The organism is Nocardia stercoris (assembly GCF_003696265.1).
Taxonomy (GTDB): domain Bacteria; phylum Actinomycetota; class Actinomycetes; order Mycobacteriales; family Mycobacteriaceae; genus Nocardia; species Nocardia stercoris.
In genome coordinates, this window is the sequence record NZ_RFFH01000013.1 from 89698 (window position 1) to 115734 (window position 26037).

The window sequence follows — 26037 nt, forward strand, 5'->3', positions numbered from 1 at the left end:
CCGATGACCGATCCTGTCGACCGCCGTGCCGTGGCTGCCGAACTCGCTCTCGCCGTCGTGCGCATGACGCGTCGCCTGCGGGGCCGGCGGGGTGACGCCCAGATCTCACTGACCCAGCTGTCGGCGCTCGCCACCCTGTTCCGGGAGGGCGCGATGACGCCGGGGGCACTGGCCGCCCGGGAACGGGTGCAGCCGCCGTCGATGACCCGGGTCATCGCCTCGCTGACGAATCTGGGCCTGGTGAAACGGGATCCGCATCCCACCGACGGCCGCCAGGCGATCGTGTCGATCTCCGACGCCGGCAGTGCCCTGATCTCCGACGAGACCGACGCCCGCGAGGCGTGGATGAGCGAGCAGCTGGCCGGCCTGTCGGAAACGGAACTTCGGACGCTGTCCGAGGCGGTAGGCATCATTCGCCGGATCGCCGAACGCCCGGAATAACGACGGAACCCGCCCTCGCGGTGCGAGGACGGGTTCCGTCGGAAAATCTGCTCAGCGGTTGTCGAGGGCGATGAAGTCGCGCTCGGTGTAACCGGTGTAGATCTGGCGCGGACGGCCGATCTTCAGCGGCTCGCTGTGCAGTTCACGCCAGTGCGCGATCCAGCCGGGGAGCCGGCCCATCGCGAACAGCACGGTGAACATGCGGGTCGGGAAGCCCATGGCCCGGTAGATGACGCCGGTGTAGAAGTCGACGTTCGGGTACAGGCGACGCTCGATGAAGTACTCGTCGTTGAGCGCGGCTTCCTCGAGCTGCTTGGCGATGTCGAGCAGTTGGTCGTCGCCGCCGATCTTGCCGAGGATGGTGTCGGCGCACTGCTTGACCAGCTTGGCGCGCGGGTCGAAGTTGCGGTAGACGCGGTGCCCGAAGCCCATGAGCTTCACGCCGTCTTCCTTGTTCTTGACCTTGCGGATGAACTCCTTGACGTCACCGCCGTTGGCCTTGATCTCGTCGAGCATCTCCAGCACGGCCTGGTTGGCGCCACCGTGCAGCGGGCCCCACAGCGCGTTGATGCCACCGGACACCGAGGTGAACAGGTTGGCGTCCGACGAACCGACCAGGCGCACAGTCGAAGTCGAGCAGTTCTGCTCGTGGTCGGCGTGCAGGATCAGCAGCATGTCCAGCGCGGCGGCGATCTCCGGGTCGACCTCGTAGGGCTCGGCCGGGAAACCGAAGGTCATGCGCAGGAAGTTCTCCACCAGCGACAGCGAGTTGTCCGGGTAGAGGAACGGCTGGCCGACCGACTTCTTGTACGAGTAGGCCGCGATGGTGGGCAGCTTGGCCAGCAGTCGGATGGTGGACAGCTCGACCTGCTCGGGGTCGCGCGGGTCCAGCGAGTCCTGGTAGTACGCGGACAGCGCGTTGACCGCGGAGGACAGCACCGGCATCGGGTGCGCGTTGCGCGGGAAGCCGTCGAAGAACCGCTTCAGGTCCTCGTGCAGCAGGGTGTGCCGGCGGATCCGGTTGGTGAAGTCGTCGAGCTGGGCCGGGGTCGGCAGCTCGCCGTAGATCAGCAGGTAGCTGACCTCGATGAAGGTGGACTTCTGCGCCAGCTGCTCGATCGGGTAACCCCGGTAGCGCAGGATGCCGGCCTCACCGTCGATGTAGGTGATCGCGGACTTGGTCGACGCGGTGTTCATGAAGCCCGGGTCGTAGGTGACGTACCCGGTGCTGGCCAGCAGCTTGCCCAGGTCGATTCCGTCGTTACCTTCGACCGCCTTGGCGACGGTCATCGGGTACTCGCCGCCGGGGTAGGACAGTACCGGCTTGGCATCGGTGTCGACGTTGATGATGTTCTCAGCGGGCACGGAAGGATCCCTCTCAGGCTAGAACCGTAGGCAGCGGATGCGGTCGACATCCGGCGCGCTTGCCTCAACGCTAGCCGCTGTCCGCGAGAGGTGAGCGGCGAGGGTCGGCTATACCTACCTCACGGTCACCGTTGTCGAGTGTGAGTGATGCGCAACGTTCGTGGTATCAGTCGGGCAAGGTGGCCGAAAAGAGATCGATCGGTCAGCGGATCGCGACCTCACCGGCGGATTTTCCGGCCCGGTAACGGGCGAATGCCGGGAAAATCACCACCGAGAGCGCGATCCCCGCGATCACCAGGATCCCGCCCCCCGAAGCGGCGACGGCGGTACCCAGACCCGCCGCGGCGAAACCGTGGGCAACATCACCGACGCGGGGTCCACCGGCCACGACGACCAGGAAGACGCCCTGCAGGCGACCGCGCAGTTCGTCGGTGGACACCGTCTGCAGCATGGTCGAACGCAGTGAGGCCGAGAACATGTCGGCGGCACCACCGAACATCAGACAGGCCACGGCGATCGCCAGCCCGGTCGTGCGGTCCAGGCCGTGCCCGGTGAATCCCACCGCGACCCCGAAACCGACCATGGCCAGCCCCCACAGCGCGATGCAGATCAGCACCGTCGCGCCCTGACGGCGCACATGGGTCAGCCAGCCCGACCACACGCCGCCGACCACCGACCCGGCCGCGATACCCGCGAACAGCAGCCCCAAGGCCACACCGCCGCCGGCCGGATCACCGAAGGTGGTGTGTGCCATCTCCGGGAACAGCGCGCGGGGCAGGCCGCACACCATGGCGACGATGTCGACCACGAACGAGGCCAACAGGATCGGCTGCGTGGCCAGGTACGCGAATCCTTGGAGGACCGAACGCAATCCGGCGGTGCCGCCGGACGCGGTGGCCGGCAGCGGCGGCAGCGTCCACACCGCGGCCACGGTGACGGTCAGCGCGATCGCGTCGATCAGGTACAGCGTGGGTAGGCCGAGCACCGGGATCAGGGCACCCGCCAGGACCGGGCCGACGACGGCACCGAAGCTCTGCAGGGTCATGTTGAGTGCGTTGGCGGCGGGCAACTGCTCTTCGGGCAACAGCCGGGGCAGGATCGCGCTGCGGGTGGGCGCGTTCATGGCGAAGCACGCCTGCTGGATCGCGAACAGGCACAGCACCAGCCAGACGTCGCGCATCCCGGCGGCGGCCTGCACCCAGAACAGCACCGAGGTGATGCCCAGTCCGGAACCGGTGAGCAGCAACAACTTCCGCCGGTCCATCACATCGGCCAGCGCGCCACCCCACAGGCCGAACACGATCAGCGGGACCACCCCGAACAGTCCGGCCAGCCCCACGAATCCGGAGCTGCGGGTGATCTCGTAGATCTGCTGCGGAACCGCGACGATCGTCAGTTGGCTGCCGACCACCGTGACGACATTGGATGTCCAGAGTCGCCGGTAGTGCCGGTTGCGGAGCGGGGTGACGTCGGCGAGCAGTTTCACCGCGAAAACATTAGCCGTGTGAACGATGCCGCTGCCAGGGAGTTTCCCGTGATGCGCGCCATGATTCGAACTCCGCGCGGCCGTCGCGGATCAGGGTTGCAGGCGTTCGATCTTCGCGGCCGACGGCTCGGTGCTGCCGGGATCGAGCGTCATCCGGATCCGGTTGTGCAGGCGGCTGCGCCGGCCCTGCCAGAACTCGACCTGCTCGGGCCGCAGCAGGAATCCGCCCCAGCCCGCCGGCACCGGGATCTGTTCCACGTCGGCGAAGCGGCGGGTCACCTCGGCCAGGGCGCGGTCCAGCTGGTCGCGGCCCGCGATCGGCCGGGACTGCTGGGAGGCCCAGGCGCCCAGCTGCGAATTCCGGGGCCGGGAACGCCAGTAGATCGCGGTGACCTCCGGCGGCACGGGGCTCACCGGTCCGCGCAGCCCGACTTGGCGGTGCAATGCCGGCCACACGAAAGTGGCTGCGGCATAAGGGGTCGCGGCGAGCTGCAGGCCCTTGCCGGACTCGTAGTTGGTGTAGAAGGTCACACCCTCGGGCGAGAGGCCTTTACACAGGACCGTCCGGGCGGCCGGGCGGGGGCCCGCCGAGGTGATCTCGACCGTCGCCAGCACCATGGCGTTCGGTTCCGCGATCCCGGCGGCGGTGGCGGCCTCGATCCACTCGCGCAGCAGCGGCTCCCAGCCGCCCGCCAGCCACGATTCGTCGAGGTCCGGGTCACCGCCGTATTCCACCCGCATGGCGGCGATATCGAGGTCGGCCCGGGTCGGGTCGGAGTCGGCCAGATTCGACATGTTCGAGAGGTTACTCCGGGGTAGGTGAGCGGCTAGGGTTCTCATCGTCGGCGTGGCCGCTCCCGGGCGGCCCTCACCCGAAGGAGCATCCCGATGACTGCCAGCTCTGCAGACGACCCCGACGCGGGCGTGCCGGCGGATTTCGTTCCCGGACTCGAAGGGGTCGTGGCCTTCACCACCGATATCGCGGAACCGGACAAGGACGGCGGGGCGCTGCGCTATCGCGGCGTCGACATCCAGGACCTGGTCGACCACGGGGTCACCTTCGGCGACGTGTGGGCGCTGCTGGTCGACGGGCAGTTCGGCCACGGGCTGCCGCCCGCCGAACCGTTCCCGCTGCCCGTGCACACCGGCAACGTCCGCGTCGACGTGCAGGCCGGCCTGGCGATGCTCGCCCCGATCTGGGGTTATCAGCCGCTGCTGGACATCGACGACGCGACCGCCCGCGACAATCTGGCCCGCGCCTCGGTGATGGCCCTGTCCTATGTGGCGCAGTCGGCGCGCGGCATCTACCAGCCGGCCGTGCCGCAGGCCAAGATCGACGAGTCGGCCACCATCACCGAACGGTTCATGGTCCGGTGGAAGGGCGACCCGGACCCGCGCCACACCGAGGCGATCGACGCGTACTGGGTCTCGGCCGCCGAGCACGGGATGAACGCGTCCACCTTCACCGCGCGGGTCATCGCCTCCACCGGCGCCGATGTCGCGGCCTGCCTGTCCGGCGCGATCGGCGCGATGTCCGGTCCGCTGCACGGCGGCGCGCCCGCGCGAGTGCTGCCCATGATCGAGGAGGTCGAGCGAACCGGCGACGCCCGGGCGCTGGTCAAGGGCATCCTCGACCGCAAGGAGAAGCTGATGGGCTTCGGGCACCGGGTATACCGGGCGCAGGACCCGCGTGCGACCGTACTGCGCGCGACCGCGAAGCGCCTGGACGCACCGCGTTACGAGGTGGCGGCCGCCCTGGAACAGGCGGCGCTGGCCGAACTGCGGGAACGCCGCCCCGACCGTGCCATCGAGACCAATGTCGAGTTCTGGGCCGCGGTCATCCTCGACTTCGCCGAGGTCCCGGCGCACATGATGCCCGCCATGTTCACCTGCGGCCGGACGGCCGGCTGGTGTGCCCACATCCTGGAGCAGAAGCGCCTCGGCAAGCTGGTCCGCCCGGCGGCGATCTACACCGGTCCCGGCCCGCGCCGCCCGGAGGACGTTCCCGGCTGGGAGCGGGTGAGCGCCCACGGCTGACTCGAATGTCGGTGTCCCGGATCCGAACCGCGGGACTCCGGTGGCGGGGCGCCAGATGGCCGGTAGCATGCGGCTGGTGCGAGATGCGGTGCTGTCACGACGTGGACTGTTGATCTCGGGTGCGGCGATGATCGGCGGGATCGCCGCCGGATGTTCCGGGGGGAACGGGCATTCCGCGAAGGCAGCGCCGACCACGAGCGCGGCCCCGACGACGACGCGCCCGCCGCAGGCGGTGCAGATCGACAGTTCGCCGATCGGCTCGGCGAGCGGCCTCACCCAGGTGGACCCGAACACGGTGGCCGCGAAGTACGCCGCGCGGCAGCCCGGTCAGTGGGGGATGGACCTCGACGGCATCGTCACCTCGTTTCCCAGCAAGGGCATGCAGTTCGCGCTGACCTTCGACGCCTGCGGAGGTCCGGACAACGACGAGATCAACGACGAGTTGATCGATTATCTTACGGCGCACCAGATTCCGGCCACCTTGTTCCTGAACAAGCGGTGGATCGACGCGGACCCCGACCGCGTGGTGCGGCTCGCCGGCAACCCGCTGTTCGAGATCGGCAACCACGGCACCCGGCACTGCCCGCTCTCGGTCAGCGGGCACGCCGCCTACGGCATCCCCGGCACCGCCTCACCGCAGCAGGCGGTGGACGAGGTGTGGGGCAACCACGAGCGGATCATCCAGCTGCTCGGCAAGCCGCCGCGCTTCTTCCGCACCGGCACGGCGCACTACGACGAGGTCGCGGTGTCGATCGTGCAGGATCTCGGCGAGCGCCCGGTCGGCTTCAGCGTCAACGCCGACGCCGGCGCCACCTACACCGCGTCGCAGGTGGTCACGGCCATGGCCGATGTCCAGCCGGGCGGCATCTCGATCGCCCACATGCACCGGCCGCGCTCGGGCACCGCGGGCGGCATGGAGTCCGTGCTGCCGAAAATGCGTGCGGCAGGATACGAATTCGTCCATCTGCCCTGAGACCGGAGTGGCCGGTCGGCTCCCGCCGGGCTAGTCGGCGAGGGAGGCCGCCCAGTCCACGGCGACCGAGGCGCCCCGGTCGACCGTGAAGAACGCCACTTCGAGTCGGCGTCCCAGATCGACCAGTTCGATCGCCGTCAGCGGTACCGGCTGCACGATCCGGACCCGCCACGGCTGCGGTTCGTCCCAGGCTTTCAACTCCAGGTCCAGGCGCAGTACCGGGTCGTCGTGGCCGGAGTAGTCGGCGGCGATCGGGGTGGCGGCCAGGACGGTGGCCGAGGCGCGGCGGCCGTCGGACAGCACCTTGGCGATGCTGACGCGGGTGGCTTCGTCGGGATTCGGTACGTGCAGGACCAGTCGTTCGCGGTCGCCCGGGTCTACCCGGCAGCCGACGATGTCGCCGGGCCGCATGAGTTCGAGGTCCATATCGCTGACCCGCTGCCGGACCCGGGTCTCGTAGGGCTGGTGGCCGGGCACCTGGATGCGGACCCAGAACCGGTGCCCGGACTCGGTGCGGCGGGCGTCGTGCGGGACCACGAAGGTGGTCATGGCACACGGTCGCACACCCAGCACGGTGGCTTCACCGGCCTGACCGCGCATGAGCAATTCCTGGGCGGCGGCCGGCGAGAGGGCGCCCGGGCGCAGCGCGAAGCCGTGTGATTCCAGTCGCTTCGAGATCCGGCCGAGCAGTCCGGGGTTGCGGGGTAGTTCCGGACGCGCCGCGACACGGCTGCTGTCCGAGGGGGCAGCGGCAGCCCTGTGCTCGTCCGATGTCGGCCGCTGAGCTGTCCGCGGCTGGTCTCGACCCGCTACGTTCATGATCCCCACGGTAGCCGGGCAGTGTGTTCGGTCACGGCGATACCGCGGATCGCGGGTGGATAGCGGGACCGTAACGGTCAATTCGCCCGGTCGTTCGGGCTGCCGCCGTACCGCGCACCCACCTGTTTCCGCGCCTGATCGCGACCATTAGTCTGGTGCGCATGACCGCTGCTCTTCCGACCATTCCCGCCGACCTCTTGCCCGCCGACGGCCGGTTCGGCTGCGGCCCGTCCAAGGTCCGTCCCGAACAGCTGCAGTCCCTCGTCGAGGTGGGTGCCTCGGTGTTCGGTACCAGCCACCGGCAGAAGCCGGTGAAGAACGTGGTGGCCCGGGTGCGTTCCGGCCTGCGTGAGCTGTTCTCGCTGCCCGACGGCTACGAGGTGGTGCTGGGCAACGGTGGCACCACCGCGTTCTGGGACGCCGCGGCGTTCGGCCTGATCCGGGAGCGCTCGCTGCACCTCACCAACGGTGAGTTCAGCTCGAAGTTCGCCTCGGTGGCCAAGGGCAACCCGTTCATCGGCGACCCGATCGTGGTGTCGGCCGAGCCGGGCAGCGCGCCGGAGCCGACCTCGGACCCGTCGGCCGACCTGATCGGCTGGGCGCACAACGAGACCTCCACCGGTGTGGCCATCCCGGTGTCGCGGCCGGCCGGTTCCGAGCACGCGCTGATCGCCATCGACGCCACCTCGGGTGCGGGTGGTCTGCCGGTGAACATCGCCGACTCCGACGTCTACTACTTCGCGCCGCAGAAGTGCTTCGCCTCCGACGGTGGCCTGTGGATCGCGATCATGAGCCCGGCCGCGCTGGCCCGGGTCGAGGAGATCAAGGCGTCGGGTCGCTGGACCCCGGAGTTCCTGTCGCTGCCGATCGCGATCGACAACAGCACCAAGGACCAGACCTACAACACCCCGGCGCTGGCCACCCTGCTGCTGTTCGCCGACCAGATCGAGTGGATGAACGCCAACGGCGGCCTGGACTGGACCGTGAAGCGCACCCTGGACTCGTCCTCGCGCCTGTACTCGTGGGCCGAGTCGAGCGAGTTCGCCACCCCGTACGTGGTGGACCCGGCGCACCGCTCGCAGGTGGTCGGCACGATCGACTTCGCCGACTCGGTCAACGCCGCGCAGGTGGCGAAGATCTTGCGCGCCAACGGAATCGTGGACACCGAGCCGTACCGCAAGCTGGGCCGTAACCAGCTGCGCGTCGGCATGTTCCCGGCGATCGACCCGGAGGACGTGAGTCAGCTGACCCGCAGCATCGACTGGGTTGTGGGCAACCTCTGAGGTTTTCCCGACCTGCCGCCGCGGCCCCCGGAATTCTCCGGGGGCCGCGGCGTTTTTCCCGGGTCGACACGTATCGGGTCGCGTGGAAAACTGACCGTGAACCGGCTTGGCGCAAGTACGGTTCGGGAGTGCAGTGGCGTTGATGTGTAGCGGGCCGGGCCAATTCGGCGTGATCTTGGCCGGAACCCGCTGATCGAATGGTGCCGGGATCGTAGAGGATTCGCACGTGCTGAGCTGTACGAAGAACGAATTGGTTGCCCGATGGCCTGTTCCAGTAGATTGTCGCGTGCGTGTCCTGCCACATCCACCACAGAAGTGCACTACTGTTCCAGAAACTATGGGCGGGTGTCGTAAGCCTGGCTGGGTCGACGCAGCGATAAGGAGGTAGCCGGTGCGTGAGCTTCGAGTGATCGGATTGACGCCCGATTCCGCGCACATCGTGTGCATCGATCCCGAGTCGGGGCAGAAGTACCGCCTCGCCGCCGACGACAAGTTGCGCGCCGCCGCGCGCGGCGACCTCGCCCGTTTCGGTCAAATCGAGATCGAGACGGAGGCGACCATGCGTCCACGCGACATCCAGGCCCGGATCCGTGCCGGTGCCTCGGTCGAGCAGGTCACCGAGGAATCCGGGATGCCCGCCAGCCGGGTCGAGCGCTTCGCCTACCCGGTACTGCTCGAGCGCGCCCGCGCCGCCGAACTGGCGCAGAAGGCGCACCCCGTCCGCAAGGACGGTCCCGCGATCGAGACCTTGATCAGCATCGTGTCCTCGGCGTTCGTCGAGCGCGGCCACAACATCGAGATCGCCGAGTGGGACGCCTGGAAGGACGAGAAGGGCTACTGGGTCGCCCAATTGCAGTGGCAGGCGGGCCGTTCCGTGATCGCCGCGCACTGGCGCTATCAGCCCGACGCCCACGGTGGTTCCGTGGTCCCGCTCGACGACCCTGCCAACGATCTGGTCGATCCCGACTTCGGCCGGGCACTGCGCGGCCTGGCCGCCGTGCACGGCGCCGCCGACGACATGGTCCGGGCGGCGATCGAGACGGCACCCGTCGAGCCGCGTCCCGAACCCGCCGCGGCGGTGGCGACCGCCGCGGTCGCCGAGGAGTTCGAGGCCGAGGTCGTCGACGAGTACTACGAGCGGGCCGCGGTCGGCGGTGCTCCGGTTCCGGTCACCAAGTCGGCGTCCCCGGCGCCGCTCCCGGCCACCAAGGCGCCCGCCCCGAAGGCCCCGGCCGCCAAGACTCCGGCCCCGAAGACCCCGGCGGCCAAGACACCGGCCGCCGCCGCGCCCGCGGTGCCGGCGCCCACCGCGCCGGCGAAGCCGGCACCGGCCGCACAGCCGAGCCTGCCGACCGCCGAACCGGCGCAGCCGGCCGCCGCGGCCGCCAGTGCGGAACCGGCCGCCCCGGCCAAGCCCGCCAAACAGCCCGCCCGGGCCAAGCGCGGCAAGGCACCCATGCCGTCCTGGGAAGACGTGCTGCTCGGAGTGCGCAGCTCCGGCCACTGATCGCCAACGAACCCGGCCCGCCACCACCACGGTGGCGGGCCGAGTTCGTTTCCGGAACCGGACACGCCCGTCACTCTTCTCGCATGGGCGATATCGGACATCCGAGTGCTGCGGGGGAGTAGATTCCGGCACAGGCCGTCGCGCTGACTCGTCCGCGGATCGGGAGGTGCCGGGAATGCTGTCTACCGCCTCAACACTCTGGTACGTCGATGCCGGGGACCCGCTCGCGGTGCTGCGCGACCATCCGGACCCCGATCCCGACGCCGCTTTCGCGCTGGCCCGCCAGCTCAACCCCGACTGCGATGTCGTCCCCGCCGCCTCCGGCAGCCTGAAGATCTGGGCCGGTCCGGACGCCGGCGCCCTGTTCATCGGCTGCTATCCCGGGATCACCGTGCTCTGCACGACCCAGGCCGCCCGGCCACGCCCGACCACGCTGCCGGAACTGCTGGTCCGGCCGCTCGCCTCCGACCACACCTATCTGGCGTCCTACGACCTGGGCCGCGGCTGGGGTGCGTTCGCGCACTGGGAACGCGGCGAGTTCCGCCGCGCCTTCAGCGCCACCCAGGTCGACATCCTGGAGGACGAGGGCATGCCCGCGGTGTGGGAGCGGCCGTACTGGGCGGGCGAGTTCCCGGTGCCGCGGGTCGCGGGCCGGCTGCCCGACCCGCAGACGCTGCCGTTCGATCCGCCGGCCTTCGCCGACCACGCCAACCTGGAATGGCTCGGATTCCGCTATCTCGAACCGGATGCCGCGCAGGCGGACAGCGGTACGGTGCACCCCGGCGATATCGCGGTGTGCGGTTTCAGTCTCTATCCGAAGGGGTCGGCACCCCGACAGGCGGTCGCGCTGCCGGAGACCATTCCCGCGGACCCGCCGCGCCGCTGGTTCGGCTGGCGGCGGCGCACGCCCGTGGGGTGAGGCGTCAGACGTTGCCGATCACGGTCACCAGCCAGCCCAGTAGAACCCCGGCACCGGCGCCCGCGATGATCCAGCGCACCACCCGGATTCCGCGCCAGCGCCACAGGGTCGGGGTGGCACCGACCGCGGCGACCACATTGATCGCGATCGCCAGCAGCCAGTTCACCTGGGCCAGCGCGTCGGCGAACGAGTAGACGGCCGCCGCGGTGAGCGCGGCCACGAACGCGGCCACGGCCAGCCCGGCGGACCAGGGCGTGGGCTCGGGAGCCTCGATCCGGTTGTCGGTCGGCTGGATCACGCGGTTCGTACCCTTTCGTAGAAGGCCATCGCGGCGGCGGTCGCCACGTTCAGTGAGTCGGTGCCTGCCGACATGGGGATGCGGGCCCGGATGTCGGTGGCGCGCATGGCCGCTTCGGTGAGGCCGGGGCCCTCGGCGCCGAGCAACAGGGCCACCCGGTCGCCGGTCAGTGCCGACGCGAGGGTGACCGCGCCCGGATTCGGGGTGAGGGCGATAATCCGAAAGCCGTTGTCCCGCACAAGGTCCAGGCTATCCGGCCAGGTCGGCAGGGTCGCGAACGGGACACGCAGCACGTGGCCCATCGAGACCCGCACCGCGCGCCGGTACAGCGGGTCCGCGCACCGGTCACCGAAAAGCACCGCGTCCGCGCCCAATCCGGCCGCGTTGCGGAAGATCGAGCCGATGTTCTCGTGGTCGTTGACGCCCTCCAGGATCGCCACGGTCCGCGCGCCGGCCAGCAGGTGCGCCGGATCCAGCTCGGCGGGGCGTTCTGCCGCGGCCAGCACACCGCGATTCAGGTGGAAGCCGACGATCTCGGCCATCACCTCGGCGCTCGCCCGGTAGTAGGGCACCTCGACGCCGGCCAGGTCGGCCGCGAGCTGGTCGTACCGCCGGGCCACCCCCAGCAGGGCGAACGGGCGGAAGCGCGAGGACAGCATGCGCTGCACCACCACGACACCCTCGGCGAGCACCAGCCCCTTCCCGCCCGGCCGGTCCGGGCGCCGGTCCGCGGCCGACAGGTCGCGGAAGCCGTCGACCCGGGGGTCGGCGGGGTCGTCGATATCGATCACTACGGCCACGGCTGTTCATAGTGCCACCAGGGCAGTGTGCTGCCGCTGCCGGTTCTGGCGTATTCGGGTGGTACCCGCGCCGCGGAACTCGGACGTTCGGGGCGGCGATAGGGTGGGCTGGAACGAAGCTGTATCCCGATCCGAAGGGAAATCCCTGATGTCAAAGCCCGAAATCGAGTTCCAGGACGGCCCGGCTCCCACCACGCTCGTCATCAAGGACCTGATCGTGGGCGACGGCCCGGAGGCGAAGCCCGGCGGCACCGTCGACGTGCACTACGTCGGCGTCGAATACGACACCGGTGACCAGTTCGACGCGTCCTGGGACCGGGGCGAGTCGATCAAGTTCCCGCTGCGCGGCCTGATCGCCGGCTGGCAGGAAGGCATCCCCGGCATGAAGGTCGGCGGCCGCCGCCAGCTGACCATCCCGCCGGAGCTGGCCTACGGCAAGGCCGGTGGCGGTCACCGCCTGTCCGGCAAGACGCTGGTCTTCGTCATCGACCTGCTCGGCGTGAACTAGGCTCCCCCGCCTCCCCGGGTTTTTTGGCCCGACTGGGTGCCGTTGCCCGTCGGGCACGCTCGGCGGCGGTTATGCGGCACGGCGATTCTGGGCGTACCCGGTGAGTTACCCGGACCGCACGAAATCAGTTGTCGCCTCGGGACAGAAACAGGCCTGCCGCCGACCATACGGTCGGCGGCAGGCCTGTTTGTTGCGGTGCTCAGTTCCGGACCACGTCCACCGGGTCGCTGATGGTGTTGGCGATCGCGGAGGCGGTGCTGTCCGAGCGGGCCGGGAGGGCGTTGAGGGCGGCGCCGGTCTGGGTGTTGAGGTTGTTGACGATCTGCTGGAGCTGGGTGACGCCCGAGGAGAGGGCGCCGAGGGCGCCGGAGATCTGCTGCGAACCCTGGTCGGCGAGGGCCGGGATCTGCTTGGCCAGGCTCGCGCCCTGGTTCAGCTGGTCACCCGCGGTGCCCAGCTTGGCCGAGGCGTCGCGCAGCAGCTGACCGACCGAGGTGTTCGGGTCCGAGCTGGTGCCGGTCAGGTTCGCGAAGTCGGTGAGCTGCTTGCCCAGGCCGCTGGACACCCCGCGCAGCGCCTCCAGTTTGGTGATGATGTCGGTGACGGCCGGGTCGTTCGCGAACGGCAGCGCGTGCAGCAGCGGCAGCACGACGTCCAGGCCGCTGGTCAGCTGCGCCGACGACGAGGTGATCTGGCCGATGGTGACCCCGGTCTGATCCAGGGTGTCGGCCAGCGAGCCGGCCTGCTTGGTGGCGGCCGCCAGTGCGCCGTTGAGCTGGTCGATGCCGCTGGTCAGCGAGCCGGCGCCGTCCTTGGCGGTGGCGAGGAAGTCGAGCATCTGCTGCGCGCCGCCGGAGAACTCGGTCGACGCGCCCGCCGCCGCCTGCACACCGGCGTTGAGCAGCTGAGCGGTGAACTGGACCTGCTGCACGTCGCCGCGGGCCAGCGCGATCACCGCCAGCGCGGTGTCGACGCCCGCGGCGCTGATCCGCTTGGTGACCTCGTCGACGGCGTCGTCGACCACGCGGGTGTCGGCGTCGCGGTTGGTGTCGACGGTGAGCTTGGCCTTCTTCGGCTTCGTGCTCGCCAGGGTGCCGAGGGAGGTCGACAGGTCGGCGGGCAGTGTGATCACTGCCGCGTAGTCGGAGGTGCTCGCCTCGCCGGGCTTCACGGCCGTCCAGGGGTGGTTGTGCGCGTCGGTCAGCGCCTTGACGATCTTCGCGCCGGTCGGGCCGGTGTCGGAGTTGACGATGGCGAGACCGGTCGGGGCGGACGCCTTGCGGACCCAGTAGTAGATCCCTCCGCCCACACCGCCGAGCACCAACAGGACGATCAGGGCAAGGACACCTACACGAGTGCGATTAGCGAACACGATTGACACCGTAGAGGGTGTTCGTGTGCCGGGTGGTGGCGCGCCTCTGAGAATTCGTTAAGGGCGTTCACTGCCGGACCGGCAACTCCAGCACCAGACGCACTCCGCCGAGCGTTCCGTCATCGAAATACGCACGGCCACCGTGCAATTGGGCCTGCTGCGCGACCAGCGCCAAGCCGAGTCCGGACCCGCCTTTGATCGCCTCGCTGCCGCGGAAGAAACGCTCGAACACCGCGGTCCGCTCCTCGGGGGGAATGCCGCGGCCGTTGTCGTCGACCGTGATCACGATCCGGTCGCCCCGGCGGTGCGCCGACACCAGCGCCCGGGTGGCGCCGCCGTGCCGGGCCGAATTGGTGAGCGCGTTGTCCAGCGCCAACCGCAGCCCGGTCGGCAGACCGCGGGTGACCAGGTGTGGATCGGCGTCCACCCGCACGGCCAGCTGTGGGAAATGCCGGCCCGCGTCGTGGACCGCCTGGTCGACCAGATCCAGCAGATCGGTCTCCACATGATCGCGGTCGTTGGTGAGCTCACCGGCGGCCAGCCGCTCCAGCGCGGCCAGCGTGGTCTCCACCCGGCCCTGACCCCGCTGCAGGTCGGCCAGGATCTCGGCGCGCTGTTCGTCGTCGAGGTCCAGTGTGCGCAGCACCTCGAGGTCGGTGCGCATGGCGGTCAGCGGGGTGCGCAACTCGTGCGCGGAGACCGCCGCGAAATCGCGGGCCGTGGCCAGCGCGGCCGCCGTCTCCGCCTGGGCGGCGTCGACCCGTTCGAGCAGCGCGTTCACCGCCGCACTCAGCTGCTCGGCTTCCCGCACACCCGAACCGTCAACCGGCGAATCGGGAACGGCCGGATCGGGATTCGGCCCGGTGGTCCGCCACCGGGTGCCGCGGTGCGCGCCGACCTGCCGGGTCAGATCCGCGATCGGCCCGACCGCCCGGCCACCGAAGACCCAGCCCAGCCCGGCCGCCGCCGCCACCGCGAGCCCGGCGCCGGCCAGCACCCAGTGCTGCTGTTCGGTGGTGGTCTGATTCGCGTCGGTCAGCGGGATGCCCAGCGAAACCGTTTGTCCCGCAGGCTGATTGTCGGTGGTGGTGAGCACGCGGAACGGGGTGCCCTCGACCGTGATGGTCCGCGTACCCACCGACAGCGGCGGCAGGGCGACCGCCGTGGTGGCCTCGACCGCGCCGTCCTTGTGGATGGTCACCGCCAGGTCCCGGTCCGGACCGGTCAGCGACAGGATGCCGACCGCCAGCACCGGCTGGATCAACACCACTCGCGAGGCGAGCGCGAGTTCCTGATCGGCGTGCGCCAGATTGCTGCGCTCCAGTTCCCGCGCCGCCACCCAGCTCAACACCGCCGCGATGATCACCGCGCCGAGCGCGGCCGCCGCGGCGACCCGGGTACGCAGCGAGAAGGACCGCCGCCGACGCCGGCGCGGCGGCCACGGCGCGGCCGCCGCATCCGCCGCGGTGCTCACTTGGGTGCCCGCAGCACGAAGCCGATCCCCCGGATCGTGTGCAACAGCCGCGGCGTGCCGTCGACCTCCAGCTTGCGCCGGAGATAGCCCACGAACACGTCGACGACATTGGTGTCGGCGGCGAAGTCGTAGCCCCACACCAGTTCCAGCAGCCGTTCCCGGGACAACACCACGCCGCTGTTACGCGCCAGCGTGGACAGCAGTTCGAATTCCCTTTTGGTGAGCTCGATTTCGCGGCCGTTGAGCAAGGTGCGGAATCCGGCTTCGTCGATCTGCAGCGGGCCCACGGTCACGATATCGGTGGACTCGACAGCCGGGGTGTCGGTGCGGCGGCGCAGCAGTGCGCGCAGCCGCGCCACCAGTTCGGCCAGCACGAACGGTTTCACCAGATAGTCGTCGGCGCCGTACTCCAGCCCGGCGATCCGGTCGTCCACCGAACTCTTCGCCGACAGCACACAGATCGGGACCTCGTTGCCCATGGCCCGCAGCGCGGTGACCACCCCGGCGCCGTCCAGCACCGGCATGTTCATGTCCAGCACGATCGCGTCCGGCGCCGACTGGCTGACACTGCGCAGCGCCTCGGCGCCGTTGCGCGCCACCCGCACCTCGAAGCCGGACAGCCGCAGTCCGCGCTCGACCGAGGCCAGCACGTCTTCGTCGTCGTCGACGACCAGCACGGACACCGCGGTCATCGCCGGACGCCCGGCACGCGGACGGGACCGCGGGTGGCGGGGGCGCGGCGGTGCGACGGCGCTGGCATGGGACTCCTTCGCGACTGGTCGATGTCGGATCTGGTTCCGACGGTAGTCGCGAGTCTTGGCGTGCGCTTGTAGCGGCTGTGTGAAGTCGGTGAGATCAGTGCGCCAGCGGGGTGCCGTTCGCGGCGTCCGGGTCGCCGATCAGCTCGGGCGCGGGCTGTTCGGCGTGCGGTGCCGCGGCCGGAGCGAGGCTCGCGCGGGTGGCCAGCGTCTGATCCTCGAGCGCCACCACCACCGCCGGATCCTCGACGGTGGCCGGCATCTCCCATTCCACACCGGACACGATCTGGCGGATGGTGCGGCGCAGGATCTTTCCGGACCGGGTCTTCGGCAGGGCCTGGACCACGACCACGTCGTACAGGGTGGCGATCGCGCCGACCTGGTCGCGGACCCGTTCGATCACCTCGTCGCGCAGCTGATCCGGGTCGGGCGTGGGCACGGCCTCGGCCAGCGACGCCGGCGCCTTGAGCACCACATAGGCGATCGGCAGCTGACCCTTCAGCTCGTCGGGGATGCCGACCACCGCGCATTCGGCGATCGCCGGGTGTCCGGCCACCGCGGCCTCGATGCTGCCCGCCGACAGCCGGTGCCCGGCCATGTTGATCACGTCGTCGCTGCGGCCCAGGACGTAGAGGTAGCCGTCCTCGTCCAGGTACCCGGAGTCACCGCTGAGATAGTGGCCGGGGAACGCGGACAGGTAGGAACGGACGTACCGCTCGTCGTCACCCCACAGCGTGGTGAGGGTGCCGGGCGGCAGTGGCAGGCCCATGACGATATTGCCCTCGACGCCGGGTGCGACCGCGTCGCCTTCGAAGTCCAGGACCCGGATGCGGTAGCCGGGGATCGGTACACCCGCCGAGCCCGGTTTGGTCGGAAGTGCTTGCAGCCCCAGCGGATCCGCGCACACCGGCCAGCCGGTCTCGGTCTGCCACCAGTGGTCCACCACCGGGCAGTCCGGGTTCGGCGCCAGCAGGACGTCGCGCGCCCACTCGTAGGTGGCCGGGTCCAGGCGCTCGCCGGCGCAGAACATGGCCCGCAGTCCGGTCAGGTCGTAGCGGTGGGCGAGGGTGGCCGCGGGATCGACCCGGCGGATCGCGCGCAGGGCAGTGGGCGCGGTGAACATGACGTCCACGCCGTACTGTTCGACCAGCCGCCAGTAGGCGCCGGCGTCGGGAGTGCCGACCGGCTTGCCCTCGTACAGGATCGTGGTGGCGCCGATCAGCAACGGGGCGTAGACGATGTAGGAGTGCCCGACCACCCAGCCGATGTCGGAGGTGGTGAGCATCGTCTGCCCCGGTTCGAGACCGTAGATGTTGCGCATCGACCAGGCCAGGGCAACCGCGTGACCGCCGTTGTCGCGCACCACGCCCTTGGGCTTCCCGGTGGTGCCGGAGGTGTAGAGGATGTAGAGCGGATCGGTGGCGGCCACCGGAACCGGTGCGGCGGGCTCGGCGTCGCGGACTGTCTCGTCCCAATCGAGCCACTGCGCGGCGATGCTCTCGGCCGAGCCGGGCAGCGATTCGGTGGCCGGCTGCGGCTGCTGGAACGGGATGACCGGGAAACCGTCGCGCTGCTTGACCACGACGTGCCGCGGCGCGGTGGTGGTCACCTCGTCCAGCGCCCGAATCACGATGGGCGGGTATTCGATTCGCTTGCCGGGTTCGAGACCGCCGGAGGCCGTGACGATCAGGACCGGTTCGGCGTCGTCGATGCGGGCCGCGAGCTCGTGGGCGGCGAAGCCGCCGAACACCACCGAGTGCACCGCGCCGATCCGGGCGCAGGCCAGCATGGCGATCACGGCTTCCGGGATCATCGGCATGTAGACGACGACCCGGTCACCCGGCCGGACGCCCAATCGCCGCATGGCTCCGGCGAATCGGGCGACCTCGTCCAGAAGTTGGGCGTAGGTGTAGACAACTGTGGCGCCCGTCATAGCGGAGTCGTATATTAGGGCGGGTTGGTCCGCACGGCCGCCGGTTCGATGGTCTTCCGCAGCGAGGAGCTCGTCGTCCGTCCCGGTGACCGGACCGGAAGATGTGAGATCGAGCACATGGCGGTCGAGGGCATTGTAGGAGGTGTTGAGGCGAGCATCCGGAAACCAGCGGGCCGTGGGTCTCGCTGTGGCATCGAGGATCTGGTCCGGCGGTACATCCCAGCTGATGGCTTTCGCTGCGGTACGCCAGAAGTCGGAGGGGTCCACGAGGCTCGTCTGGTAGGTGGGACGGTACTCCCGCTTCACGTTCAACCGTGTGACTCCCTGCCTCGCCTCGATAGATCAGCCTGATTGTGGCAGACTTCACGCGACGTCCGGGTGGACGCCGCGACCTTTGATTTTGTTCGGAAGAGGCAGGTCAAAGGGTGGTGCTTGCCAAGGGGTCGCACAAGAAGTTATTGATCCGTTAGAATCGCATGTCACAAATTTCGGCCGTCGTAGACGCAATTTCTCGGCCAGCCGTAGTTCTCGGCCAGCATTGCCTGTCGAGCCGGCGCGCGAACGCACAGGCTCGGTTGATGGCGCGTGGCTGGGGCCAGTTTGGAAAGTGAGTGGGAGATGCGTGACGCCGCGAGGTCCGGCGGAAGTCGTTGGACGCTGGGCAATTGGGACCTGCGCTGGAAGGTCACGGCGGTGCTCGCCGTGCCGCTGCTGGTCGCTGTTGCCCTGGGGGCGTTTCGAATCACCGCGCAGTTCGGCGATTCCTCGGACATGAACGCCGCTGCGCGCCGGGTCAGCACGATCCCGGCGATCAGTAACCTGTGCGTCGCCGGTGCGACCGTCGCCATGGAACAGGCGATCATGTTGGGGCCGGACAAGTCCCTGGTCAGCGATGCCGACCTGGCCGCGCTGGACACCGCGATCACCGCGGCCCAGCGGGCCGCCACCAAGCTCACCGACGAGCCGGCCGCCAAGGCCCGGCTCGACGAGATGATCACGATGTCCAAGGCGATCCGGGCCAACGGTCCGTCGCCGTCGGTGCAGATCTCCGACGCCAGCGGTCCCTCGCAGCAGCTGTACGCCGATGCCGCCGATCTGATGGCCGACGTGCTGCTCGAGGTGAACGACTCCGGGATCCAGGCCGCCAAGCTGCGGCTGATCTCGGTGGTCAACGCGCGCGCCATGGTCGTCACCGGTGCGGCCGGTCTGGCCGAGATGCTGCGCGGTGACACCAAGAACGGCATGGCCGACTTCCTCAGCGCGGCCAACACCGAGAAGTACCTGGTGGGCACGATGGCGCGCCAGTTCCCGCCGAACGACGAGCGGATCATCGCGCTGCAGAAGCTGGTTCAGGACCGGATCGACATGGTGTCGAGCGGCCCGCAGGTGTCGGCCGGGCAACTGCCCGTCGCCGACCTGCGGCAGTCCGCGCTGGACACGGTGGCCGAGTACCAGAAGGTCGTCGACCCGTCGATCGTCGACATCACCGGCCGGGTGAACACGCTCGCGGAGAACTCGCGTGGCGCCGCTTTCCGTTACGCCGTCATCGTCGTCTTCACCATCCTCGCGGCGCTGTTGTTCGCGGTGCTGGTGGCGCGGGCCATGATCATCCCGCTGCGCAAGCTGCGGCTGGCCGCGCTGCGCGTCGCCGAACACGACCTCGGGCACGAGGTCGCGCGTCTGCGTGACGGCGCCCGGCCCGAAGACGTTCCGCTGGAACCGATGCCGGTGCACACCGAGGAGGAGATCGGTCAGCTCGCCCGAGCGGTCGACGACATCCACGGTCAGGCCCTGCGTTTGGCGGCCGATCAGGCCGCGATGCGTACTCAGGTCAACGACATGTTCGAGACGCTGGCCCGCCGGTCCAAGTCCCTTGTCGACCACCAGCTGACCCTCATCGAGGCGATGGAGTACGACGAGAAGGACCCGCGCCTGCTCGAAAACCTCTTCCGCCTCGACCATCTCGCCGCGCGTATGCGACGCAACGGCGACAACCTGCTGATTCTGGCCGGTACCCGGCAGCGGCGCGGTAAGTCCGCGCCGGTCGAGATCGCGGACGTGCTGCGCGCGGCCATCTCCGAGGTCGAGGACTACGAGCGCGTCAAGCTGGGCGCGACGCCGCGTGGCGCGGTGACCGAACCGGCCGCCTCCGACCTCGCGCACCTGTTCGCCGAGCTGCTCGACAACGCGCTGCGGGCCTCGCCGCCGGAGACCGACGTCAAGTTCACCTTCGCCCAGGCGCACGACCAGGGCGTGCTGATCGAGGTCGCCGACCGCGGTATCGGTATGCCGCCGGCCGAGATGGCCGAGATCAACCGGCGACTGGAGATCACCGCCGAGCCCGGGCCCGAAACCGCTCGCCACATGGGTCTTTTCGTGGTCGGCCGGCTCGCCGAGCGGCACGGTCTGACCGTGCGGCTGCGTCCCACCTTCGACACCGCCCGGGACCCGGGTGTCACCGTGGCCGTGCACGTGCCGCGGCCACTGCTGGTCGCCCCGGCCGGTGGCACCGTGACCGTGCCCCCGCAGTCGGGTATGCAGTCGGTGGCGCCGCAGGACGACACCACCGCCAACTCCTCGATGCAGACGCGCGCGGTCACCCGCACGCCGAGCGGCAACATGATGGTGACGGTCGACCCGGGTGTGAGCGGGCCGATGCCCACCAGCAGCCGGCCCGCCGGCGCCCCGGCGCCCGGCAGCGGCCCGGCCCCCGGGCCGGGCAGTGGCCCGATTCCGGCGACCGGCCCGACGCCGCCCCCGGCCCGGCCCGCGACCGGCCCGGTACCGCCCGCGATGCCCGCGGTGGCCAACGGCGCGAACGGCCTGCCGCAGCGCCAGCCCGGCAACAACATTCCGGCCGGCCTGCCGCAGCGGCAGCCCGGCACCAACGGCCCCACTGTTCGCCACACGCTGTCCGGTCCGGCCGGAGCACCTAGTTCCGGTCTGCCGCAGCGGGAGCCGGGTGCCGCCGGCCCGCAGGGTCCCGGCGGCCCGGGCCTCGGCGCGCCGCAGGGTCCGGGTGCGCCGCAGCAGCGCCCGCAGGGTCCCGCGCCGCAGCCGCAGCCGGGCTTGGCCGCCAGCATGCTGCGCCGCCAGCCGGCGCAGGACGGTCAGCCGTCGACGCCGCCGCAGTCGCTCGCCGGTGGGATGCCGCCGGCCGCCCCGATGCAGGCGCCGCCCGGTGCGCCCGCCGCTGGCCCGCAGCCGGGTTCGGGTGCCGCGCCGCAGGGTCCTTCGGGTCTGCCGCAGCGCCAGCCCGGCACCGCCCCGCAGCCCGGTGGCCCGGGCATGCTCGGTGGATTCCCTTCCCGCCGTACGCCTTCCGCGCCGCCGGCCGGTGCGCCGCTGTCGGGTGGTCCGGTGCCGCCGCCGGCGAACGGTCCGGCCGCGCCGCACGGGCCCTCGGGTCTGCCGCAGCGGGAGCCCGGTGCGGGCCTGCCGCAGCGCCAGGCGAACGGTTCGCTGCCGCAGCGTGACGGTCTGCCTCAGCGTGACGGTGGTCTGCCTCAGCGTGACGGTGGTCTGCCCCAGCGTGATGGTGGTCTGCCGCAGCGCGATGGCGGTCTGCCGCAGCGTGAGGCCAACGGTGCTCTGCCGCAACGGGACTCGGGTCTGATCCCGCGCAGTCCCCAGGAGTCCGGTCCGATCCCGCGCAACCCGCAGGAGTCCGGTCCGATCCCCCGTAACCCGCAGGAGTCGGGTCCGATCTCGCGCAACCTGCAGGAGTCCGGGCCGATCCAGCGCAACTCCGGTCCGATCCCGCGCGCGCCGCAGGATCCGGCGGTCAACGGCCCGGCCTCCGGTTCGATTCCTCGCGTGCCCAAGGAACCCGGCGTCAACGGTGCGCTGGGCCTGCCGCCGCGGGACTCGGCTCCGATCCGGCGCGAGCCCGGTATCCCCGGCCTGCCGCAGCGCGAACCCGGTTCCACCAGCCTGCCGCCGCGCGCGGCCGAGGGCCTACCACAGCGGGACGCCGGTGCCGGCCTACCGCAGCGGGACGCCAACGGTGGTCTGCCGCAGCGGGACGTCAATGGTGTTCTGCCGCAGCGGGATACCAATGGTGGTGGTCTTCCGCAGCGGGATGCCAACGGTGGTCTGCCGCAGCGGGACGCCAATGGTGGCCTGCCGCAACGGACTCCGGGTGCCGGGCTGCCGCCGCGGCCGCTCCCGACGCCGGGGCTGAGCCTGCCCGTGCCCGAGCCGTCCGGTCCCGATACCGCGGTCCCCGCGGACCTTCGCGACCAGGGCCGCCACAGTTTCCGCCCCAACCCGCAGAAGACCGCGGCGTTCTTCCAGACCCGGCTGCAGCCGGCGGCGGAGGAACCGGCGGCCGTGGGTGGCGGAACTCCGATCTTCGCCGAGATGATGTCCGCGTGGCTGGCCGATCCGAATGCGGATCGGTCGCAGGCCGCCGCCAACTTCGAGTCAGCCGCTGACGAGGGATGGCAGGCCGCACGCCGCGCGGTCGAGTCGGAATCGGCGAAGCGGACGGCTTCCGGATTGCCCCAACGTGATCCGGGTAACCGACTGGTTCCGGGCGGTGTTGTCGGAAACGCTGACCGCACGACCCACCGTGACCCAGAATCCATCAAGTCCAGCCTGAGCCGCCACCAGCAGGGTGTCCGGGATGGCCGCGCGATGAGAGCAATGAACCTCACCGGAGATAAAGGAGACCGATGAACCCCGATCTAGGTGGTACGAACCATCAACTGGATTGGCTGGTTACCAACTTCACCAACCAGGTTCCCGGTGTCGCGCACGCCGTGCTGGTGTCGGCCGACGGTCTATTGATGGCTGCCAGCGCGCAGCTGCCGGTGGACCGGGCCGAGCAGCTGTCCGCGGTGACGGCGGGGTTGGCCAGCCTCTCGGTGGGTGTCTCGAACTTGTTCGAAGGCGGCACCGTGCTCCAGTCGGTGGTCGAGATGGAACACGGCTACCTGCTGCTGATGGCAGTCGGTGACGGTTCCTACCTCGCCGTGTTGACGAACACCAACTGCGACATCGGCCAGGTTGGTTACGAGATGGCCCTGTTGGTCGAGCGAGTGGGCCAGACGGTCCAGGCCACACCTCGCGTCACGATGGGTTCCTGATGGCGGGATGGACATAGACAATCAACGCGTGGGGCCCGCCGAGCCGAGCCTGGTACGCCCGTACTCGCTGACCGGCGGCCGGGTGCGGCCGAAGGTCGAGCTGGCGTTGGAAGCCCTCGTCGCATCGCATCCGGTCGCCTTGGAGCGGCAGTTCGAGCTCACCAACATCGAGACGTCAATCGTGGAGTTGTGCCGAGAGTCGCCGTCTGTTGCGGAACTGGCTGCCCGACTGGGTATTCCGATCGGGGTGGCCCGGGTACTCGTTGCCGACCTCATCGAGGCCGGCCATGTGCGGGTATCCGCGACTTTGAAAGACGATTCGAGCGACGATGAACGTCGCGAGCTGATCGAAAGGGTTCTCAGTGGACTCCGGCGTATTTGATTCGACAGCCCAGGTCGATACGCGCACAACGAAGCCGACGTCGGCGAAGATCGTGGTCGCGGGCGGTTTCGGTGTAGGTAAGACGACGCTCGTCGGCGCGGTTTCGGAGATCGTTCCGTTGCGCACCGAGGCGCTGGTGACCAATGCCAGTGTCGGTGTCGACAGCCTGGCTGCGGTGCCGTCGAAGGCCACCACCACGGTGGCCATGGACTTCGGCAGGATCAGCCTCGCCGACGACCTGGTGCTGTACCTGTTCGGGACTCCCGGCCAGTACCGCTTCTGGTTCATGTGGGACGACCTGATCCGCGGTGCCATCGGCGCTGTGGTGCTGGTCGACACCCGCCGGCTGGAGGACAGCTTCGCGGCCGTCGACTACTTCGAGGCGCGCAGCCTGCCCTTCCTGGTGGCCATCAACGAGTTCGACGATGCGCCCCGGTATCCGCTCGAGGACATCCGCCAGGCGCTGGCCGTGTCCGCCGATGTGCCGATCATGTCGATCGACGCCCGCCGGCGCGACCCGGTCAAGCAGGCGCTGGTCTCGGTCACCGAGTACGCGCTACGCAAGGTCGTTCAGGGCTACTAGGCTCCGGCGCTCCTGGCACGGGCGGCCGGCCGCAGCACGATGAGGATGCTACGGCCGGTTGCCCCCGCGCCGGCCGCGAGCCGGTGCGCGCTAGGCTCGCCCGCATGACCCTTTCGGTAGCGGAAGTGTTGGGCGAAGTGCTCGATCCGTGGTCGCTGCTGTCGTTGGTCGGGCAGCTCGTCGGGGTGCCGGTCTCGGCGGATTCCCACGGGGACCGCAGGTGAGGCCCCGCGGCGGGTAGGTTCGGCTGGTGACTCTTTCGGCGGCGGACCTGCTCGGCGAGTTGGTCGATCGTGGGTCCTTCGTGTCCTGGGACGGTCCGGTCGTGCCGGTTCCGGTGTCGGCCGCGTATCGCGCGGAGCTGACGGCCGCGGCGGAGCGGTCCGGTACCGACGAGTCCGTGGTGACCGGCGAGGCGTTGTTGCGTGGCCGCCGGGTGGCGGTGATCGCCTGCGAATTCCGCTTCCTGGCCGGGTCGATCGGTGTGGCCGCGGCCGAGCGGGTCGTGCGGGCGGTCGAGCGTGCCACCGAACTCGGTCTGCCGCTGCTGGCCTCGCCTACCTCGGGTGGGACCCGGATGCAGGAGGGCACGGTCGCCTTCGTGCAGATGGTGAAGATCGCGGGTGCGGTCGCGGCGCACAAGCAGGCCGGCTACCCGTATCTGGTGTATCTGCGTGACCCGACCATGGGCGGGGTGTTCGCGTCGTGGGGTTCGCTGGGGCACATGACCTTCGCCGAACCCGGTGCGCGGATCGGATTCCTGGGACCACGGGTGTACGAGGCGCTGTACGGGCATCCGTTCCCGGAGGGTGTGCAGACGGCCGAAAACCTTTACCGCAGTGGGGTTGTCGACGGTGTGCTGCCCGCCGGGGTGTTCCGCCGGGTCGCGCACCGGGTACTCGAAGTCGTCGACGGCGCGCGCGGTGCCGCCGGTGCGGCGAATGCCGGTGCCGCCGGTATCCGGGTCGGCGTCGAGGGGCGCGGTGCCGTGCCGGAACCCGATGCGCCGCGGTCGCCGCGCGGTGGCGGAGCTGACCGAAGCGGACATGGTGCGCCGGATAGCGCTGTGCGGCAGTCGTTCTCGGCGGGTGGCGACCCTGTGGATGCGGCGTCGGCGACCGGATCTGCGCCTTCGGCCGGGGAATCCGATTCCGGCACACCGGCGCAGGCCTGGCGGGACGTGCGGATCTCCCGCGAACCGGGCCGCCCAGGCATCCGAGAGTTGTTGCGGCGGGCCACGAATCGCGTTCCGCTCAGCGGCACCGGGCAGGGCGAATCCGATCGCACTGTCCTGCATGCCTTCGCCCAGCTGGGCGGGCGGTCCTGCATCGTGTTCGGACACGACCGGTCCACCGCGTCCGCCGAGAACACCATGGGCCCGGCCGCATTACGCGAAGCGCAGCGTGCCATGCGCCTGGCCGCCGAACTTCACCTGCCGCTGGTCCTGGTCATCGACACCGCCGGTGCCGCGCTCTCGCGGGAGGCGGAGGAACGCGGGCTCGCCCCCGAAATCGCCCGCTGCCTGGCGGAACTCGTCACCCTCGACACCCCGACGGTATCGGTGCTGCTCGGACAGGGCAGTGGCGGCGGTGCTCTGGCCCTCCTGCCCGCCGACCGCGTCCTGGCCGCGCAACACAGCTGGCTGGCCCCACTCCCGCCGGAGGGCGCCAGCGAACTCGTCTACCGTGACCCAGCCCGCGCCCCGGAAGTGGCCGCCGCGCAGCGCATCCGGGCCCGCGACCTGCTGGCCGACGGCATCGTCGACCGAATCGTCGCCGAAAACCCCGACGCCGCAACCGAACCGGAGGACTTCGCGCGCCGCATGGTGGACGCGATCGCGGCCGAGCTCACCGACCTCGGCGGCCGCCCGACCGCGGAACTGCGTGCCCTGCGCTCGCGCCGCTACCGCCGCCTCGGCCTGCCCACCCGATAGCCCGGCGCCTCGGCCGCGGTGTACGCCACGGTCCAACACATACGTCGGTCGTTGACGTGGTCGCCGAGCGCTTCTA

22 protein-coding genes are annotated in these 26037 nt (G+C 70.1%); 12 read left to right on the plus strand and 10 right to left on the minus strand.

All coding sequences use genetic code 11. The features are described 5' to 3' along the window. Positions 1-3 precede the first annotated feature (3 nt). Entirely contained in the window at positions 4-441 is a 438-nt protein-coding gene (locus tag EBN03_RS24970; RefSeq protein WP_122190562.1) for a MarR family winged helix-turn-helix transcriptional regulator, read from the plus strand. Positions 442-492: 51 nt separating this feature from the next. On the opposite strand, the gene EBN03_RS24975 is transcribed toward EBN03_RS24970, so the two are convergent. From EBN03_RS24975 to pdxH, 3 genes are all read right to left on the minus strand, one after another. After that, positions 493-1806, minus strand: coding sequence for a citrate synthase (locus EBN03_RS24975; RefSeq protein ID WP_122190563.1), 1314 nt, complete (start codon positions 1804-1806; stop codon positions 493-495). A 202-nt stretch (positions 1807-2008) separates the two neighbouring features. Continuing rightward, entirely contained in the window at positions 2009-3292 is a 1284-nt protein-coding gene (locus tag EBN03_RS24980) for an MFS transporter (RefSeq protein ID WP_122190564.1), read from the minus strand. Positions 3293-3382: 90 nt separating this feature from the next. After that, positions 3383-4033 (minus strand): pyridoxamine 5'-phosphate oxidase, encoded by a 651-nt coding sequence (pdxH, locus tag EBN03_RS24985; RefSeq protein ID WP_122190632.1) that lies wholly within the window; start codon positions 4031-4033, stop codon positions 3383-3385. Between the two features lie 147 nt (positions 4034-4180). On the opposite strand from pdxH, the gene EBN03_RS24990 reads away from it, so the two are divergent. Both EBN03_RS24990 and EBN03_RS24995 read left to right on the plus strand, forming a co-directional pair. Next, positions 4181-5329 carry a citrate synthase 2 gene (locus tag EBN03_RS24990; RefSeq protein ID WP_122190565.1) on the plus strand — a complete coding sequence of 383 codons (1149 nt, stop codon included), beginning with the start codon at positions 4181-4183 and terminating at the stop codon, positions 5327-5329. Between the two features lie 76 nt (positions 5330-5405). Next, positions 5406-6302 carry a polysaccharide deacetylase family protein gene (locus EBN03_RS24995; RefSeq protein ID WP_233608616.1) on the plus strand — a complete coding sequence of 299 codons (897 nt, stop codon included), beginning with the start codon at positions 5406-5408 and terminating at the stop codon, positions 6300-6302. Between the two features lie 30 nt (positions 6303-6332). Here EBN03_RS24995 and EBN03_RS25000 read toward each other — a convergent pair whose 3' ends face one another. Then, entirely contained in the window at positions 6333-7121 is a 789-nt protein-coding gene (locus EBN03_RS25000) for a hypothetical protein (protein ID WP_233608617.1), read from the minus strand. 161 nt (positions 7122-7282) lie between these two features. On the opposite strand from EBN03_RS25000, the gene serC reads away from it, so the two are divergent. The 3 genes from serC to EBN03_RS25015 all read left to right on the plus strand — a co-directional run bounded on the left by serC (position 7283) and on the right by EBN03_RS25015 (position 10830). After that, positions 7283-8404, plus strand: a complete 1122-nt coding sequence (gene serC / locus EBN03_RS25005; RefSeq protein ID WP_122190566.1) for a phosphoserine transaminase — start codon at positions 7283-7285, stop codon at positions 8402-8404. Positions 8405-8795: 391 nt separating this feature from the next. Next, entirely contained in the window at positions 8796-9911 is a 1116-nt protein-coding gene (gene sepH / locus EBN03_RS25010; protein WP_122190567.1) for a septation protein SepH, read from the plus strand. Positions 9912-10086: 175 nt separating this feature from the next. Further along, the gene (locus tag EBN03_RS25015) at positions 10087-10830 is read left to right on the plus strand and encodes a DUF6928 family protein (RefSeq protein ID WP_122190568.1); all 744 of its coding nucleotides are present in this window, start codon (positions 10087-10089) and stop codon (positions 10828-10830) included. A gap of 4 nt (positions 10831-10834) precedes the next feature. Here EBN03_RS25015 and EBN03_RS25020 read toward each other — a convergent pair whose 3' ends face one another. After that, positions 10835-11128 (minus strand): DUF2537 domain-containing protein, encoded by a 294-nt coding sequence (locus EBN03_RS25020; RefSeq protein WP_233608618.1) that lies wholly within the window; start codon positions 11126-11128, stop codon positions 10835-10837. Continuing rightward, entirely contained in the window at positions 11125-11928 is an 804-nt protein-coding gene (locus EBN03_RS25025; protein WP_122190569.1) for a TrmH family RNA methyltransferase, read from the minus strand. Before EBN03_RS25025 ends, EBN03_RS25020 begins: the two co-directional genes overlap by 4 nt. A 148-nt stretch (positions 11929-12076) precedes the next feature. Between EBN03_RS25025 and EBN03_RS25030 the strand changes: the two genes are divergently transcribed. Next, complete coding sequence (locus EBN03_RS25030; RefSeq protein WP_122190570.1) at positions 12077-12436, plus strand: FKBP-type peptidyl-prolyl cis-trans isomerase; 360 nt, start codon at positions 12077-12079, stop codon at positions 12434-12436. A gap of 199 nt (positions 12437-12635) precedes the next feature. On the opposite strand, the gene EBN03_RS25035 is transcribed toward EBN03_RS25030, so the two are convergent. The 4 genes from EBN03_RS25035 to EBN03_RS25050 form a co-directional block, all read right to left on the minus strand. Then, the gene (locus EBN03_RS25035; RefSeq protein WP_122190571.1) at positions 12636-13808 is read right to left on the minus strand and encodes a YhgE/Pip domain-containing protein; all 1173 of its coding nucleotides are present in this window, start codon (positions 13806-13808) and stop codon (positions 12636-12638) included. A gap of 67 nt (positions 13809-13875) precedes the next feature. Then, a complete protein-coding gene (locus tag EBN03_RS25040) occupies positions 13876-15282 on the minus strand; it encodes a sensor histidine kinase (RefSeq protein WP_199742955.1) in 1407 nt (468 codons plus the stop codon). After that, complete coding sequence (locus tag EBN03_RS25045) at positions 15279-15974, minus strand: response regulator transcription factor (RefSeq protein WP_122190572.1); 696 nt, start codon at positions 15972-15974, stop codon at positions 15279-15281. Before EBN03_RS25045 ends, EBN03_RS25040 begins: the two co-directional genes overlap by 4 nt. Positions 15975-16137: 163 nt before the next feature. Next, positions 16138-18285 carry an AMP-binding protein gene (locus tag EBN03_RS25050; protein WP_122190573.1) on the minus strand — a complete coding sequence of 716 codons (2148 nt, stop codon included), beginning with the start codon at positions 18283-18285 and terminating at the stop codon, positions 16138-16140. A 306-nt stretch (positions 18286-18591) separates the two neighbouring features. Here EBN03_RS25050 and EBN03_RS25055 point away from each other — a divergent pair, with 306 nt between their 5' ends. The 5 genes from EBN03_RS25055 to EBN03_RS25075 all read left to right on the plus strand — a co-directional run bounded on the left by EBN03_RS25055 (position 18592) and on the right by EBN03_RS25075 (position 25961). Beyond that, a complete protein-coding gene (locus EBN03_RS25055) occupies positions 18592-22653 on the plus strand; it encodes a sensor histidine kinase (RefSeq protein WP_122190574.1) in 4062 nt (1353 codons plus the stop codon). Next, positions 22650-23063: a roadblock/LC7 domain-containing protein gene (locus tag EBN03_RS25060; RefSeq protein ID WP_122190575.1), complete on the plus strand. Its 414-nt coding sequence runs from the start codon at positions 22650-22652 to the stop codon at positions 23061-23063. Before EBN03_RS25055 ends, EBN03_RS25060 begins: the two co-directional genes overlap by 4 nt. Before the next feature lie 7 nt (positions 23064-23070). Then, positions 23071-23445, plus strand: coding sequence for a DUF742 domain-containing protein (locus tag EBN03_RS25065; RefSeq protein WP_122190576.1), 375 nt, complete (start codon positions 23071-23073; stop codon positions 23443-23445). Beyond that, entirely contained in the window at positions 23426-24028 is a 603-nt protein-coding gene (locus tag EBN03_RS25070) for a GTP-binding protein (RefSeq protein ID WP_199742956.1), read from the plus strand. The genes EBN03_RS25065 and EBN03_RS25070 overlap by 20 nt, the downstream gene beginning before the upstream one ends. A gap of 250 nt (positions 24029-24278) precedes the next feature. Beyond that, a complete protein-coding gene (locus tag EBN03_RS25075) occupies positions 24279-25961 on the plus strand; it encodes a carboxyl transferase domain-containing protein (RefSeq protein ID WP_122190577.1) in 1683 nt (560 codons plus the stop codon). Positions 25962-26037 lie beyond the last annotated feature (76 nt).

What these genes read in the sequence shown, in the direction of transcription:
- EBN03_RS25060 (WP_122190575.1), top strand. Translation starts at nt 22,650, where the DNA reads ATGAACCCCGATCTAGGTGGTACGAACCATCAACTGGATTGGCTGGTT.
- EBN03_RS25015 (WP_122190568.1), top strand. Translation starts at nt 10,087, where the DNA reads ATGCTGTCTACCGCCTCAACACTCTGGTACGTCGATGCCGGGGACCCG.
- EBN03_RS24990 (WP_122190565.1), top strand. Translation starts at nt 4,181, where the DNA reads ATGACTGCCAGCTCTGCAGACGACCCCGACGCGGGCGTGCCGGCGGAT.
- EBN03_RS25000 (WP_233608617.1), bottom strand. Translation starts at nt 7,121, where the DNA reads ATGAACGTAGCGGGTCGAGACCAGCCGCGGACAGCTCAGCGGCCGACA.
- pdxH (WP_122190632.1), bottom strand. Translation starts at nt 4,033, where the DNA reads ATGCGGGTGGAATACGGCGGTGACCCGGACCTCGACGAATCGTGGCTG.
- serC (WP_122190566.1), top strand. Translation starts at nt 7,283, where the DNA reads ATGACCGCTGCTCTTCCGACCATTCCCGCCGACCTCTTGCCCGCCGAC.
- EBN03_RS24970 (WP_122190562.1), top strand. Translation starts at nt 4, where the DNA reads ATGACCGATCCTGTCGACCGCCGTGCCGTGGCTGCCGAACTCGCTCTC.
- EBN03_RS25045 (WP_122190572.1), bottom strand. Translation starts at nt 15,974, where the DNA reads ATGACCGCGGTGTCCGTGCTGGTCGTCGACGACGACGAAGACGTGCTG.
- EBN03_RS25030 (WP_122190570.1), top strand. Translation starts at nt 12,077, where the DNA reads ATGTCAAAGCCCGAAATCGAGTTCCAGGACGGCCCGGCTCCCACCACG.
- EBN03_RS25065 (WP_122190576.1), top strand. Translation starts at nt 23,071, where the DNA reads ATGGACATAGACAATCAACGCGTGGGGCCCGCCGAGCCGAGCCTGGTA.
- EBN03_RS25055 (WP_122190574.1), top strand. Translation starts at nt 18,592, where the DNA reads ATGCGTGACGCCGCGAGGTCCGGCGGAAGTCGTTGGACGCTGGGCAAT.